At 40.9% G+C, this 14,938-nt stretch carries 11 protein-coding genes and 1 riboswitch; of the genes, 7 read left to right on the forward strand and 4 right to left on the reverse strand.

Annotated features, from left to right (window positions below):
• Positions 1–31: 31 nt before the first annotated feature.
• Positions 32–1,231: a tyrosine--tRNA ligase gene (gene tyrS, locus QQK05_RS17085; RefSeq protein WP_284300901.1), complete on the reverse strand. Its 1,200-nt coding sequence runs from the start codon at positions 1,229–1,231 to the stop codon at positions 32–34.
• Between the two features lie 154 nt (positions 1,232–1,385).
• Here tyrS and QQK05_RS17090 point away from each other — a divergent pair, with 154 nt between their 5' ends.
• The 4 genes from QQK05_RS17090 to QQK05_RS17105 all read left to right on the forward strand — a co-directional run bounded on the left by QQK05_RS17090 (position 1,386) and on the right by QQK05_RS17105 (position 7,407).
• Positions 1,386–2,789 (forward strand): peptidoglycan DD-metalloendopeptidase family protein, encoded by a 1,404-nt coding sequence (locus QQK05_RS17090; protein WP_284300903.1) that lies wholly within the window; start codon positions 1,386–1,388, stop codon positions 2,787–2,789.
• The gene (locus QQK05_RS17095; RefSeq protein ID WP_284300904.1) at positions 2,779–3,906 is read left to right on the forward strand and encodes an anhydro-N-acetylmuramic acid kinase; all 1,128 of its coding nucleotides are present in this window, start codon (positions 2,779–2,781) and stop codon (positions 3,904–3,906) included. Before QQK05_RS17090 ends, QQK05_RS17095 begins: the two co-directional genes overlap by 11 nt.
• 166 nt (positions 3,907–4,072) lie before the next feature.
• Positions 4,073–4,264: a hypothetical protein gene (locus QQK05_RS17100; RefSeq protein WP_284300906.1), complete on the forward strand. Its 192-nt coding sequence runs from the start codon at positions 4,073–4,075 to the stop codon at positions 4,262–4,264.
• Between the two features lie 286 nt (positions 4,265–4,550).
• Positions 4,551–4,645: riboswitch (cyclic di-GMP riboswitch) on the forward strand.
• A gap of 86 nt (positions 4,646–4,731) precedes the next feature.
• Positions 4,732–7,407: a hypothetical protein gene (locus tag QQK05_RS17105; protein ID WP_284300908.1), complete on the forward strand. Its 2,676-nt coding sequence runs from the start codon at positions 4,732–4,734 to the stop codon at positions 7,405–7,407.
• Positions 7,408–7,680: 273 nt separating this feature from the next.
• On the opposite strand, the gene ssb is transcribed toward QQK05_RS17105, so the two are convergent.
• Both ssb and QQK05_RS17115 read right to left on the reverse strand, forming a co-directional pair.
• Complete coding sequence (ssb, locus tag QQK05_RS17110; protein ID WP_284300910.1) at positions 7,681–8,382, reverse strand: single-stranded DNA-binding protein; 702 nt, start codon at positions 8,380–8,382, stop codon at positions 7,681–7,683.
• Between the two features lie 132 nt (positions 8,383–8,514).
• A complete protein-coding gene (locus QQK05_RS17115; protein ID WP_284300912.1) occupies positions 8,515–8,916 on the reverse strand; it encodes an acyl-CoA thioesterase in 402 nt (133 codons plus the stop codon).
• Positions 8,917–9,076: 160 nt separating this feature from the next.
• On the opposite strand from QQK05_RS17115, the gene QQK05_RS17120 reads away from it, so the two are divergent.
• On the forward strand, positions 9,077–10,645 hold the full coding sequence (locus QQK05_RS17120; protein WP_284300914.1) for an amidohydrolase family protein: 1,569 nt from the start codon (positions 9,077–9,079) through the stop codon (positions 10,643–10,645).
• A gap of 65 nt (positions 10,646–10,710) precedes the next feature.
• On the forward strand, positions 10,711–12,228 hold the full coding sequence (locus QQK05_RS17125; RefSeq protein WP_284300916.1) for a hypothetical protein: 1,518 nt from the start codon (positions 10,711–10,713) through the stop codon (positions 12,226–12,228).
• Positions 12,229–12,296: 68 nt separating this feature from the next.
• Here the strand turns inward: QQK05_RS17125 and QQK05_RS17130 are convergent, their stop codons facing one another.
• A complete protein-coding gene (locus QQK05_RS17130) occupies positions 12,297–14,321 on the reverse strand; it encodes an NADPH-dependent 2,4-dienoyl-CoA reductase (RefSeq protein ID WP_284300918.1) in 2,025 nt (674 codons plus the stop codon).
• Positions 14,322–14,452: 131 nt separating this feature from the next.
• On the opposite strand from QQK05_RS17130, the gene QQK05_RS17135 reads away from it, so the two are divergent.
• Entirely contained in the window at positions 14,453–14,932 is a 480-nt protein-coding gene (locus QQK05_RS17135; RefSeq protein ID WP_284300920.1) for a transcription elongation factor GreAB, read from the forward strand.
• Positions 14,933–14,938: the final 6 nt, after the last annotated feature.

Genomic DNA, 14,938 nt, shown 5'->3' on the forward strand with positions numbered 1-14,938 from the left:
TTTTACAATAAATTTACCAAGATAACCGTGCTTAACCTATCGTCACTTTCGCAAACTTACGTTTACCAACCTGATAAACTTGTGTTGTACCGGCTTCAATGACTAGCTTGTTATCAGTAACCTTTTCACCTTCAATTTTAGCCGCACCCTGTTTAATCATGCGCATTGCTTCTGAGGTACTCGCAACAAGACCAGCGTCTTTCAATAAATTAGCGATTGCAATTTGACCGCCTTCAGGAGTCAACGTCAACTCAGGCATATCATCTGGCACCGCTTTCTTTTGGAAACGATTAATGAACTCCTGATGCGCTGCTTCGGCTGCCGCATCATCATGGAAGCGTGCAATAATTTCTTTGGCTAAGTCGATTTTCACATCACGAGGGTTAGCGCCATCAGCAATCTTCTGCTTAAACCCTTCAATTTCCTCTAACGGTCTAAAACTTAATAAGTCATAGTAGCGCCACATTAAGTCATCAGAAATTGACATGACTTTACCAAACATATCATTTGGTGAGTCAGTAATACCTATGTAGTTACCTAATGACTTAGACATTTTTTGAACGCCGTCTAAGCCTTCCAATAATGGCATCATTAATACTGTCTGTGGTCGCTGACCTTCAGCTTTTTGAAGTTCACGTCCCATTAATAAGTTGAATTTTTGGTCTGTACCGCCCAACTCAACATCTGACTCTAATGCTACTGAATCCCAACCTTGAACAAGTGGATACATGAACTCATGAATAGCGATAGCTTGGCCGTTATTGTAGCGCTTTTTAAAGTCATCGCGCTCCATCATTCGCGCAACGGTTTGTCGAGAAGCAAGCTTTAACATGCCTGCTGAGCCTAGCGCTTCCATCCAAGTCGAGTTAAACGCTACAGTTGTTTTTTCAGGATCTAAAATTTTAAAGACTTGCTCTTTGTACGTTTCGGCATTGGCCAAAACATCTTCTTTCGTTAATGGCTTACGTGTAACGTTTTTACCCGTTGGATCGCCTATCATGCCAGTAAAATCACCAATCAAGAAAATAACTTCATGGCCTAGTTGCTGAAACTGACGAAGTTTATTAATCAGGACTGTATGGCCTAAATGTAAATCTGGAGCTGTAGGATCAAAACCCGCTTTAATTTTAAGCGGCTTACCTTCCTTTAATTTTTCTAATAATTCATCTTCTAACAGAATCTCTTCTGCACCGCGTTTTAACTCAGCAAACGCTTGGCTGACTTCAGTCATGAATTGGCTCCAATGGCATGTACATAATTTTATCGAAAGCAGAATTCTACTTGAAAAAACGCTAGGGTTACAGCCTGTAGCTGATACATTTGTTTTTTTTGTTATAGTGCTTCGGTATATGATTTTCGTTTTTTAGATTTTAAGTAGTAATATTTTGAAAAATATAAAGAATTTATATTTATCGTTACCCAAATTACACCGCTGGTCACTCAAGGCTGCTGTTTTCGTATTGCTCTCTTTATCGTTACTACCGAACGACGATGACAGTGTCATTGCAGAAAACGCTGAACAATCGATAGAAATTGGCAAACGTTACGATCTCGAAATTCCGATAACGGACCAACCAAACACAACCGTTTTAGACCCAGTTGCACCTGCAAACGCAAACCTAGCAACACCAACTAAAAAGCGAAAAACTCAAGTTGACAAGCAAACTGAACCTTTAGCAGAAGAGCCAAGCATCACGTGGAAAACGGCGAAAGTTAAAAGTGGAGATTCACTTGCCAAAATAATGAAGCGACATGGCTTTAGTGCACAAACAACTTACAATATCACCAAAACAAAACACAAAGATATTGGCTTGCTGAAGAAATTGAAGGTTGGTGATACTTTAAGAATAGGTAAAGACGATACTAATACACTGGTGGCGCTTGAATACCCTCTATCACGTGTTAAAACCCTACACTTGGCTGGTGACGGCAAAGACTTCCAAGCAAATATTGAAGAGAAGGTTATCGAGACAAGACAAGCGATTGCCCATGGTGTTATCAAGTCTAATTTCTGGAATGCAGGTGTAACGGCCGGCTTAACCGACAATCAAATTATCAATCTTGCGAATGTCTTTAGTTGGGATATCGACTTTGCACTAGATATTCGCAAAAATGATGAATTCCACGTTGTGTATGAAAATCAATATGTCGACGGTGAATTCATTGGCCACGGTGCGATTTTGGCCGCTGAGTTTATCAACCAAAATGAAGAGTTCAGAGCGATTAAATTTACCGACGGCGAATATTACACCCCTGAAGGTCGCAGTATGCGTAAAGCGTTTTTACGCGCACCAGTCAATTTCAAATATATTAGCTCAAACTTCAAACCTAGACGCTTCCACCCAATACAGAAACGTTGGAAATCACATAACGGCACAGATTACCGCGCGGCAAAAGGCACGCCAGTGTTTGCCTCCGGTAACGGTAAAGTGACCCACTCAACATATAACAAATACAACGGTAACTACGTTTTCATTCAACACGGTTCAGGCATAGTCACCAAGTATTTACACTTTTCTAAACGCGCAGTGAAAAAAGGCCAGCGTGTTAAACAGGGTCAAGTCATTGGGTATGTTGGCTCAACAGGCATGTCAGAAGCGCCACATTTGCATTATGAATTTCTAGTAAACGGCGTTCACCGTAATCCAAGGACCGTCAAATTGCCTGATGCTCAGCCAATAGCAAAGAAACACAGACAAGCATTTGATTTGCTCGCACAACAGCGATTAGAAGAATTATCAGGCTCGAAGCAAGCACTTCTTGCCATGCAAGTTGCTGATGAAGACTAAGTACTATATCGGACTTATGTCGGGGACAAGTGCTGACGGCATAGACTTAGCACTAGTCTATTTTGATCATGAAAAACCGGCATTAAAGGCAAGCTTCTATCAGGAATACCCAACAGAAATCCATCAAAAGATAACAGCGCTGTATCAGACATCTGATGATGAAATCGAATTAATGGGCTCACTTGATATTGAGTTAGCGCAGCACTTTGCCTCTGCAGTCAATGAATTTATAAACCAACAGTCGTTAAAGGCCTCTGATATCATTGCAATAGGTAATCATGGCCAAACTATCCGCCACCGCCCACCCAATGGCTATCAACAACATGCGTTCACACTGCAAATCGGTTGTAATGAAACGTTAGCTGCCCTAACGGGAATACGCGTTATTGGTCAATTTAGACGCAAAGATATTGCTCATGGTGGTCAAGGTGCCCCTTTGGTACCAGCATTTCATAAAGCATTACTAAGTGATGATGAGCCGCTTTTTGTCGTTAATATAGGTGGAATTGCCAATATTACCTATTTACCCAATGATACCGAGCAAGCGGTCGTCGGCTTTGATACTGGCCCAGGTAATGCGCTCTTGGACATCTGGTATCAAGCGAATAATCCAAACGATCGATATGACGAAGGTGGTAAATGGAGTTCAACGGGTACTGTTATCCAGCCTCTATTGAACCATCTACGTGAGGATAAGTACTTTAAGTTGCCGCCCCCAAAAAGTACAGGAAGAGAGTATTTTCATGCACAATGGCTCAACGACAATTTAAGCGCTTTTGAACAAAGTAAGTCGTTGTTACCACAAGATATTCAAGCAACGCTATGCGCCCTTACTGCCGGCTCTATTAGCGAGCAAATCCGCTTATTATCGACAACCGGCAAAGTATTTTTGTGTGGTGGTGGAGCACATAATAAACACCTTTTAAATCTTATAAAACAACAACTTAATGACCACTCAGTAGCGTCATTGAATGCACTAAATATTGATGGTGACGCGCTTGAAGCAATGGCATTTGCGTGGTTTGCTTATGCTTTTGATAAAAAAATAAAGGGTAACATTCCAAGTGTCACGGGGGCTAGCAAAGCATTGGTCCTAGGCAATGAGTATCTTGCATAAAAAATCACTGGCGTTGTATAAAAATCTCTCTATAATCGATCATCAACCGTTTAAAAAATGTGCAATGTGATTGCTGGTTATTTGCTGTAACAATAATAAAAAATGAACTAATAAAAATTACAGTAATCTAAACACCTGCACCAATTCAATTGAATGAGGAGGAGCGATGGATTTTAACGATCTACACATAGGTATGAAATGCGGCAGCAAAAAAGGTAGTGGTACTGTCACTTGGATAGATGGCTCGACCAAGACCGTTTACATGTCGAATATGGAAAACAATCACAGTTTCGAAGTGCCATTCGAAGACATTATTGATGATCCACAGGCACACAACAAAGAAGATACCTATTACTAAATTTCCCTTTTGAAATATAGATAATACAAATTATGGGGCAATAGCCCCATTTTTTTGTCTCAAAGAAATTCGTACACCATCAAACAACATAAATACAAAGTTTCTGTTAAACAAAGCTTTTCAATACTTGTGAATCAAATGTAGAAACACAATAAATAATGAATAGTCTTTATTCTACAATGTAAGCTTTTGAAAATGATATTGATCTTACATTATTCCATTCATAGTTGTGAGCATGCATTTACATTTCAGTTGCATTTTAATAAGAGTTGATCTACATTTTTTCTGCTGACAATGGCAAACCAATCGTGAGGTTGGGTCGCAAAGCTTCCGGTCTTATTGCGCAAAAAGCGCTGATGATAAGATAGCGGGGTTACCAGTATTGAGTGAGCATATTATCCTATGCTTATGTTGAAATTCGACAGCCAGCGACAGCGTTTGAAATAACAAAACATTGTGGAGGCAATATGAATTTCAAATGCAAACTAATCGCCCTTTCTGTGGCGGCGACTGTTACCCAACTTACCGCATGTGGCGGTGGCGGTAGCGCAGCAGAAACCCCCGTAATTGAACCTGCCCAACCTGATCCTGTAACGACTCAATCCATTTCTGGTGCGACTGCTGATGGGTATTTAGTTGGTGCGAAGGTGTGTTTAGATTTAAATCAAAACGCGATTTGCGAAGATGAGGAACCAAGCACAACAACAGAAGCTGGTGGGGTATATCAATTTACCGACATCAGTGCAGATATAGATCTAAACCAAACGGCACTGCTTGTTGAAATTATTCCGGGAGTGACCATTGATGAAGATAACCCTGACGAGCCACTGACTAAACGCTACTCAATGAGCGCGCCCGTTGGCGTTATGGATTTCATCAGTCCAATGACAACTCTAGTTGGCTCAGTAATGCAAGAAGACTCTTCACTAACGCAAGAAGAAGCCGAGACCATTATCAGTCAGCGGATTGGTGTAACCGACGACAACATTGACATCATGGCAGATTACGTTGCCGAAAAAGTCAAAAACGGCGGACAAAACGAATATGCTCGTGTCCACAAGATATCACAGGTCATTGCCAACGTTATTGCTGATGCTATTGAGAATGCCGATACTGGTGCGGGAACAACGATTGATGCGAATGAGCGAGAAATTGTTCGAGCGGTTAAAAAAGAAATCGCTGAAAACATTCAAGAAATTACGCAAGCAGTAGATACAGCGATTGAAAACAATGCGGATATTAATATTGAAGATATCGTTGAAATTGTCACAAATATTATCGATATCACCGTCGATAATATCCAAGAACAAGTCAATGAAAATCGTGAACAACGCGAGGAAAATCGCACGCAATTCCAAGAGCAAATTGTCGCTGGTGGGATCTTCATTTTAGAAGGGGAAGCCTACAAGCATTACGATGAGGCGAACAATATCTGTATTGTTGAACGCGACATTGGTTATGAGCACGCCCAGGTTGTTGAAAATACGCTAGCTATCTCTCCTTATTATTACGCTTATCACTTAAATGAATTCGCTGCGGTTGAACAAGAAGAAAGTGAGCTAACCGTTGTTTGGCAAGATGGTAATTGGCAAGAAGCAAACAAAGAGATGACGGTAAGCGAAGTGAACGAAGATGGTTCACTCGTTATTTCCTCAGCGCTGGATGGTGAGCAAAAAATCTGGGCAAATAGCGTTAATATTCAAGACAAAACAATTGCCAAATACACAGATAAACAGTCAGGCTGGGAAGGCCTGTACGATGATGACGCATTATTCTCAGAAGGTGCTCTGGCCTATAATGTAAAAATAAAACAACTCAATGATGTTCACATTCTACCAATTGATGAAGGCTGTTTAAATGTCGATGCAAACACAGCCGATTGGTGTAATGTAGTATACACAAATGATCGCCAAGAAATTGCAACGCAATTTAGTCAAATCATTACCACAGAAATAACCGAAAATAACGAGCAAGACGCGCTAATTTACCTTACGGGTAATCAGGAGTATTCGATTGCAGTTAGTCTTTTTGGCGATGTTGAAGCCGACACAGGTGACATGAAAGTGTTTAAAATCAAACATACGAACTGTGATGCAGGTTATTGTCAAGAGCGTTATTTGTTAGAGACAACTTCATGGACAAAAAACGAACGAGGTTTGGAGCTCAATCTACCATCAAAGATATTCGGTTGGTTCGATCACGAAGAGCTAACGCCAACACTTACTATTTTTGAAGGTGCTATTCGTCGGAGCTTCACCCGTAAAGGCGGTAACGTTGATGTTGTTGGCTGGACATTGAATGACGTAGCGATGGAAAATGTCTTATCTCAATTTGATCCCGAAAACCTGCATGCCGAACAAGATGCAAGATTTTGTGGTATTAAAGAAGATGACAAAGATGATGACACCGAAGATAAAGGGGGTTCTATTCCGGAAATCCTTCACGATGAAGTTACCGCCCGCGCTCTTATTGGCCAACACTACTACATTGCAGATGATGATTTCCGTGGATTAATTTATTTTGATCTCGAAAACCAATTAACCCTGTGGTCTGAAGAGCGAGATAGTGAGATTGAGACTGATATCCAGCAAGCCGACTGGAAAATAGATATCGAAGGTCAGTTAATAATCGTCTTTGACGAGGAGGACTGGTTCCATGCTCGTGTGATGTCTGATGTTATTGGCGGCGATATGATGGAAGTAAAAGAATATGATGGCGACGATTATATATACCATACATTGGTTAAAGCCTCAGTGATTACACCAGAGCAATTAGTTGAAGCACCAAACTTTATCCTAACCTCAGAAGTACAAGAAAATTGTAGCATCACTTTTAATACAGGAATAACAGCTGATAACTTTGCACAACAACAAGGTGGTGGTTACGCAGATTTAACTAACTGCGAATCACGTATTGAAGGAGCAGCTAGTATGTTCGATTTCCAATGGTTTACTGCACAAAACGGAGCGATTGAAATCATAACATATCAACAAAACGAAGCCGGAGAAGCTGTTAATAACCAATTCCAGTTATTTTGGTTACATAGCGATAGCGAACGAGTGTTGTCAGTAATGCAAGGTAATACGGAAGAGATACCAGACGAATTCTTCGAAACATTTGTGTTTGAACCTATCACCGAGTAACAAACAAAACTCAATAAACTTCCCTAGTATTTTGGTTGGAGCTTAGCTCCAACCTTTTTTCTAACACTAATTTTCTATCGGCCCACACTAAATGTACCTAAACTTAGTTTGGCACCTTTATGACGACTATAGAAATATCTAGTTCGACAGTCATCTCTCGAAAAATCAAAAATAAGCTGATTAGCAAAGGTCGGATGTAAAGATGTCGAGTTTATGAAATAAAAAGCCTCGCTAATGCGAGGCTTTTTAATAACGTAAATTGCTACCTATCATTTAGAACGGAATGTCATCGTCAAAATCGATAGTTGGCTCTGTAGGGTTTACCTTAGGCGCATTTTGTTGTGCTGGTGCTTGGCTTGACTGGTTAAATCCACCCTGGCTTTGCTGCGCAGGAGCTTGATAACCGCCTTGACTCTGCTGTGCAGGTGCTTGGTAACCGCCTTGACTCTGTTGAGTTGGAGCCTGGTAACCGCCTTGGCTTTGTTGTGCTGGTGCCTGATATCCACCTTGGCTTTGCTGTGCTGGTGCCTGGTATCCACCTTGTTGTGCAGCTGGCTTGTTAAAGCCGCCTTGGTTTTGCTGATATCCACCACTTTGTTGACCAGCGTTTTGCTGGAAACCACCTTGGCCTTGACCACGCGAGTCTAGCATTTGCATATCATTGACAACGATTTCTGTTGTGTATTGGTCTTGGCCTTGTTGATTTTGCCACTTACGCGTTTGTAAACGGCCTTCTAAATAAACTTTAGAGCCTTTCTTTAAATACTCACCTGCGATTTCTGCAAGGCGTTGATAAATCACTATACGGTGCCATTCGGTTTTTTCTTTTTGCTCACCGGTTTGCTTATCTTTCCACGTTTCTGACGTAGCAACAGTAAAATTAGCAACTGCACCACCGTTCGGCATAAAACGTACTTCAGGATCTTGTCCTAAATTACCGACGATAATGACTTTGTTGATTCCGCGACTGGCCATGTATTTATCCTATGGTGTTGGCAATGTATACAACATTGACTGATCTTCGCTTGAGATCTTCTTATCTAAAATATTGGAACAAAATATTCTATCACTACAAGCGAATTTTACCTATAACTATACTTCAAAAAATTACACATTTTGTGGGTATAAATGTTCGGTTAACACTTGCTTTATTTGCTCAGGGATTTGTGCCGATTTTTCTGCCGTGTAGTCATAATGTACCATGGTAGCCGTTCCGCTTGCGCAACACTTTCCCTGCTGCCACAGCTCTTGATAAACCTTGAAGGAGCTATTACCAATGTGACTAATATAAGTTTTTACTTCCATATCAATGCCAAAATACATTTGTGCTTTAAACGCTACATCTATATTAGCCAAAATTAAGTTCCACTGTTTTGGATCTAAGCTTGGAACAAAAAACTGGAAGATAGGCTTACGTGCGCCCTCGAACCAGATAGGTACCAAGGTATTGTTGATGTGACCTAACGCATCTGTATCGCTAAACCGGGGGCTAAACTTTTCACTAAACACAATAAGACTTCCTATTAACTTGTCGTAGTTTTTAAAATGGATTAACGTTTTGCCGTCTATCGTACTAATTACCTGTTCAAACGAAAAGCAATTGTTTGCGCATTTGTTCGAGCTATACTCAATTGAGATATAAAAACAATAAATGCGGAAAATCAATCATATGAAAAAGCTACTCGTCGTTTGTCTTCTCCTCACCACTATCACAACCAACGCCGCGCCAGGAGAAAAAGCGCCTAAAAGGACATCGGGTGAAGGTCCATATGAACGCTTGATTTTAAGAGGTGGTACCATAGTCAACGGTGAAGGGGCGCCTGCACAAGGTCCTATCGACATCGTGATTGAAAACGATCGTATTGTTCGCATAGTAAACGTTGGTCACCCTGGCGTACCTATAAAGCAGAACAAGCGACCGGTAGCAGGTCCCAATGACAAAGAAATAGACGTAACAGGTCAATATATCTTACCTGGTTTTATTGATATGCATGGCCATATAGGTGGTAGCGCCGACAATATTCCCGCAGAGTATGTTTTTAAGCTATGGCTCGCGCATGGCATCACGACGGTCAGAGAGCCAGGTAGTTTTAACGGTATAGATTGGGTAATGGACCACGTAAAACGCAGTGAACAAAATTCGATAGCAGCACCGCGTATCGTTCCTTATGTAGGGTTTGGCATGGGAAATGAAGCACCGATTACCACACCTAAACAAGCAACAAAATGGGTTAAGCGTATTGCTAAGCAAGGCGCTAAGGGAATCAAATTTTTTGGCGCTCCTCCAGAAATTATGGAAGCAGCGCTGACGGAAGCTGACAAACAAGGGCTAGGTTCTATGATGCACCATGCTCAGTTAGAAGTAACAGCCATGAATGTTATCGACTCAGCCCGTCTTGGTTTAACGACCATGGAGCATTGGTATGGTTTACCTGAAGCGCTTTTTGAACACCAAACTATCCAAAATTATTCCCCAGAATATAATTACAACAATGAACAACATCGTTTTGCTGAAGCTGGCCGATTATGGGCTCAAGCTGCCAAACCTGATACAGAAAAATGGGAGAAAGTACGTGATGAATTGATCTCGCTTGATTTTACCATTAATCCAACGATGACAATCTATGAAGCAAGTCGCGATTTAATGCGTGAAATGAATGCTGATTGGCACGATGAATATACGTTACCGACACTTTGGGAGTTTTTTCAACCAAATCGCTATGCACATGGTTCCTATTGGTTTGATTGGACAACCGATGATGAAATTGCGTGGAAGAAAAACTTTCAGCAGTGGATGGTGTTCTTAAATGACTATAAAAACCATGGCGGACGAGTGACAACAGGCTCTGATTCAGGGTACATCTTTAAAATCTATGGCTTTGGCTATATACGTGAATTGGAGTTGTTACGCGAGGCAGGCTTCAATGCGCTTGAAGTCGTAAAATCAGCTACATTTAATGGTGCGGAAGCGTTAGGTCTTGAACAAGATATAGGGTCGATTCGTGTCGGTAAAAAAGCAGATCTAGTGATCGTCAAAAACAATCCTCTTCGCAATTTTAAAGAGCTTTATGGAACAGGTCATTTCAAATTAAATAACCACAATCAACCAGTGCGTGAAGGTGGCGTAAACTACACAATCAAAGATGGTATTGTTTACCATGCACCCACACTATTAAAAGAAGTGCGTGCAATAGTAAAAAAAGCCAAAGAGCAAAAAACACTAAAGACTAAACATTAGACAGTATTTTTGTGATATGGTGAAAATCAGATCCTAATGAAGTTTACGGTAAAATGGTGACTCAGATGTTTAGGCTAATCTTTTCCTTGTTAATCACGCTATGCTCCTACTCAAGCATAGCGGCAAAACCCATTCTTCACGTTGTTGCTGAAGAATGGCCTGGCGCTACAAATAAAGATTTAACAGGTAAGTATTGGAATATTATTCGGGCGGTTTACGGTAAGGACTATGACATTCATTATGAAATTGTCAGTTGGAACCGTGCGCTGACCTTAGTTGCTCGCCAACGGGCTGATATCGTCGTTGGCGTTTATCAAGACCAACATGAAAATATTATTACCTCCCAGTTTCATTTGGACATGGATGAATCTTTCTACCTTCTATATGACAAAAGCCTACACAACGTAAACTCATTGAAAGATATTAATAACCTGACGATTGCCGGCCGAACAAATTACATTGTAAAAAGCAGTCTGCCATCAGGTGTTAAGTTTTATCCAATGAACTCATTAGCAAATGTTAATAAGCTCATCATGAATGAACGAGTAGATGGCGCACTTTTGTATGCAAAAGAGCTCAACTCTGCAGATCCAAGTAAAAGTCTTGATCATATAGAGTTGCTACCAAAACAAAAAATGTATTTGGGCTATGCTAACACTGAAAAAGGCAAACAACTGGCAAAATTGTACGATGAAAAAATGCCAGAATTAATAAAAAGCGGCCAAGCAAAAACATTTTTTCCAAGCGGGTTAGCGTACCAGTTTGCCAATTACACGCCAAAACTGGATAAGCCAACAATAGATTGGTTTTTGATACCTAAAATGTATCAGGAAAGCTCTAAATTACAGACGTTGTTCTTAGATCATCAATTTAGCGACTATGTTGCTGATAAGTTTAATGATTTAAATTTTAATTTAAAAATTGGTAGTGTAAGGGTCGTCGATGCTGCTATAGCACATGAGCCTCCACAGCAAAGTACATGTGTCGTTAACGTATTTAAGAGCCCAAAACGTGCAGAATTTGCCTTATTTTCTAAACCCATTAACAGCTATATTAAGCCCCGCTTAGTCACATTAAAAGAGACTCAATTCCCATTTTCTACCAAGTTATCTCATCAAAAACCAGTCGATTTAGATACGCTGATTGATAGCAACCCAAGCATTAGAATAGGGATAGTCAATAAGGGGTTCGCGCACAATATCATCTCAAAAGAATTAGATGAGCAAAGCTTTAACAAATTCATCATTTTTGAAGATCGCTCTTACTCAACAATTATGTCAATGTTATACGCTAATCGACTCGATGCGGTAATCATCTGGCCGACAATCTTGCCAGAAATCATGTCAGACGAATTTGACGTAAACCTATTGGAAAGTTATAGCTTGCCCGAGAGTGTTGGCAGAAACTTCACCACATATTTAATGTGCAATAACACTCCAACGAATAAAAAGCTAATAACAAACTTTGATAGAGCCCTATCAACCCCTGTCGAACAAAAGATAATGTATGGTGAATTATTGAAGCGATTCGATAAACAAACCGCAGAAATATTCAAAAAAGAGTTGGGGTTATCCATTCAATAGAAGCAGACTTAAAACAATAAAAAAAAGGGCGATGAACGCCCTTTTTTATTGAAACTTTTCAATTAGCCTTAAATAGATGCCGCAAGTTCAGCGCCTTGGCGAATAGCGCGTTTTGCATCTAACTCTGCCGCAACATCAGCACCACCAATTAAATGAACACGTTGCCCTTTTTCAGTTAATGCATCCGCCAAATCACGATTAGGTTCTTGTCCGGCGCAGATAATCACATTATCGACTTCAAGTAATTGTTGCTCGCCATTAACTTCAATGATTAAGCCTTGGTCATTGACCTCTTTATACGCAACACCAGGGATCATATTAACGCCTTTCTTTTGTAGAAATGCGCGGTGAATCCAGCCAGTTGTTTTACCTAGATTTTTACCTACTTTAGAGGTTTTACGTTGAAGTAAGTATATTTCACGCTCAGCTTTTTCTGAATGCGCTTGGGCTAGTGCGCCATCGTGTTGATATTCTTTATCAACACCCCACTCTTTCATCCAAGCTTCAGTGTTCGTGGTTAATGACTCTTCTTCTGCTAAATAACTTGCCGTATCGAAACCGATACCGCCCGCACCAATAATTGCCACTTTTTGTCCGACAGGCTCTTTGTCTTTAAGCACTTGCAGGTAGGTTTTTACCTTCTCATGATCCATACCTTTAATACCTAACTGACGAGGTTTGATACCGGTTGCCACAACTACATCATCAAAACCTTCTGATGCCAGTTCTTCAGCCGTTTTAAAAGTATTTAACTGAACATTGACATTGCAAAGCTCTAATTGCTTTTTAAAGTATCGAAGTGTTTCATAAAACTCTTCTTTACCCGGAATTTGTTTTGCCACATTAAACTGACCACCTATCTCAGCGCCTGCATCGAATAGCGTGACATTGTGACCACGCTGACTTGCATAAACACTAAAGGCTAAGCCTGCAGGGCCTGCACCAATAACCGCAACATTTTTCGCCGCTTTGGTATCGGTAAAGGTTAATTCGGTCTCGTAGCAGGCACGTGGATTAACTAAACAAGATGCGCGTTTTTGTTCAAATACATGGTCTAAACACGCTTGGTTACAGCCAATACAAGTATTAATTTCATCACTCTTGCCTTCAGCTGCTTTATTCACAAAATCAGCATCAGCTAAGAAAGGACGTGCCATAGACACCATGTCAGCATGACCATTAGCCAGCACTTCTTCGGCAACTTCCGGTGTGTTGATACGGTTAGTCGTAACAAGAGGAATGCTCACCTCTTTTTTCATGCGCTCCGTGATCCAAGTAAATGCTGCGCGCGGTACTGAGGTAGCAATTGTAGGCACACGTGCTTCATGCCAGCCAATACCTGTATTGATGATAGTCGCGCCAGCTTCCTCAATGGCTTTTGCCATCAAAACAACTTCTTCCCAGCTGTTACCGCCTTCTACTAAATCAAGCATCGACAAACGGAAAATGATAATGAACTTCTCACCACACTTTTCTCGAGTTGCGCGAACCGTTTCAACAGCAAAGCGCATACGGTTTTCAATGCTACCGCCCCATTCATCGGTACGGTGGTTGGTGCGCTTACAGCTAAACTGATTAAGTAAGTAGCCTTCAGAACCCATAATCTCGACACCGTCATAACCCGCTTTTTGCGCTAGACGAGACGCTTTAGCGTAGTCTTTAATCGTGCCCCAAATTTGGCGGCTAGACATCGCTTTCGGTTTAAATGGGTTAATCGGGGCTTTGATAGCACTCGCTGAAACACTAAACGGATGATACGCGTAGCGACCCGTGTGTAATAACTGCAAACAAATCTTAGTATCGTATTTGTGTACTGCTTCTGTTACTTCTTTGTGTTTTTTAGGGTGCCAAGGCATTGTCATATCGCCACCAAAAGGAGCAACACGACCACGAATATTTGGACTAACACCGCCGGTAACGATAAGACCTACACCACCTTTAGCGCGCTCTTCATAAAATGCGGCTAATTTAGACCAGCCATTTTTTTCTTCTTCTAAGCCCGTATGCATTGAACCCATCAATACACGGTTAGCGAGTTTAGTAAAGCCTAAATCTAATGGCTCTAATAAGTGTGGGTACGCCGATGTTGTCATATTCATTTCCCAAGCAAAAATAATTGACGACTTGTGTCAGTGTAATATTACTCAATGTTGACACCTGTCAGATTGGTATCTAATTTATCTTATTCGTTGGCATTGTCAAGCTTTTACATTATGGTTTACGAATGAACAAAGTACCTATTATTCGTCAAATCTTAAAAAATTTAGACACTGAATTAGCAAACGCCAAAGAGGCCGCAGAACAAGCAAGGCTTGCCGCCACTGACGAGCAATCTGTTGCTGAAACACAATACGATACTTTAGCTATAGAGGCAGGGTTTCTCGCCCATGGTCAATCGCAACGCGCTGATGAGTTAATCATAGCAATAGAAAGTATGGAAAAACTTGCCAAGCAAGATATCAAAACGGATGCAATCTCATTAGGTAATATTGTGACCTTACTTGATGAGAATAACACCACACATCATTTTTACATGGCACCTGTTGCCGGTGGTATGACGCTTAAATTAGAAGGGTTGGTCGTCACGGTTATAACGCCGAAGGCACCACTTGGTCAGTTACTGCTTAGTAAGCATCGAGATGATGAGGTGGTGCTAACAGTTGCTAACACCACAAAGGAATATATTGTTGAGGCGATAGATTAATAACGT

This window comes from Thalassotalea loyana, from assembly GCF_030161435.1.
Taxonomy (GTDB): domain Bacteria; phylum Pseudomonadota; class Gammaproteobacteria; order Enterobacterales; family Alteromonadaceae; genus Thalassotalea_G; species Thalassotalea_G loyana.

Bases quoted from the DNA above. Each gene is read 5' to 3' on its own strand.
- QQK05_RS17130 (WP_284300918.1), bottom strand. From the start codon at position 14,321: ATGACAACATCGGCGTACCCACACTTATTAGAGCCATTAGATTTAGGC.
- QQK05_RS17095 (WP_284300904.1), top strand. From the start codon at position 2,779: ATGAAGACTAAGTACTATATCGGACTTATGTCGGGGACAAGTGCTGAC.
- QQK05_RS17100 (WP_284300906.1), top strand. From the start codon at position 4,073: ATGGATTTTAACGATCTACACATAGGTATGAAATGCGGCAGCAAAAAA.
- QQK05_RS17105 (WP_284300908.1), top strand. From the start codon at position 4,732: ATGAATTTCAAATGCAAACTAATCGCCCTTTCTGTGGCGGCGACTGTT.
- ssb (WP_284300910.1), bottom strand. From the start codon at position 8,382: ATGGCCAGTCGCGGAATCAACAAAGTCATTATCGTCGGTAATTTAGGA.
- tyrS (WP_284300901.1), bottom strand. From the start codon at position 1,231: ATGACTGAAGTCAGCCAAGCGTTTGCTGAGTTAAAACGCGGTGCAGAA.
- QQK05_RS17120 (WP_284300914.1), top strand. From the start codon at position 9,077: ATGAAAAAGCTACTCGTCGTTTGTCTTCTCCTCACCACTATCACAACC.
- QQK05_RS17135 (WP_284300920.1), top strand. From the start codon at position 14,453: ATGAACAAAGTACCTATTATTCGTCAAATCTTAAAAAATTTAGACACT.
- QQK05_RS17125 (WP_284300916.1), top strand. From the start codon at position 10,711: ATGTTTAGGCTAATCTTTTCCTTGTTAATCACGCTATGCTCCTACTCA.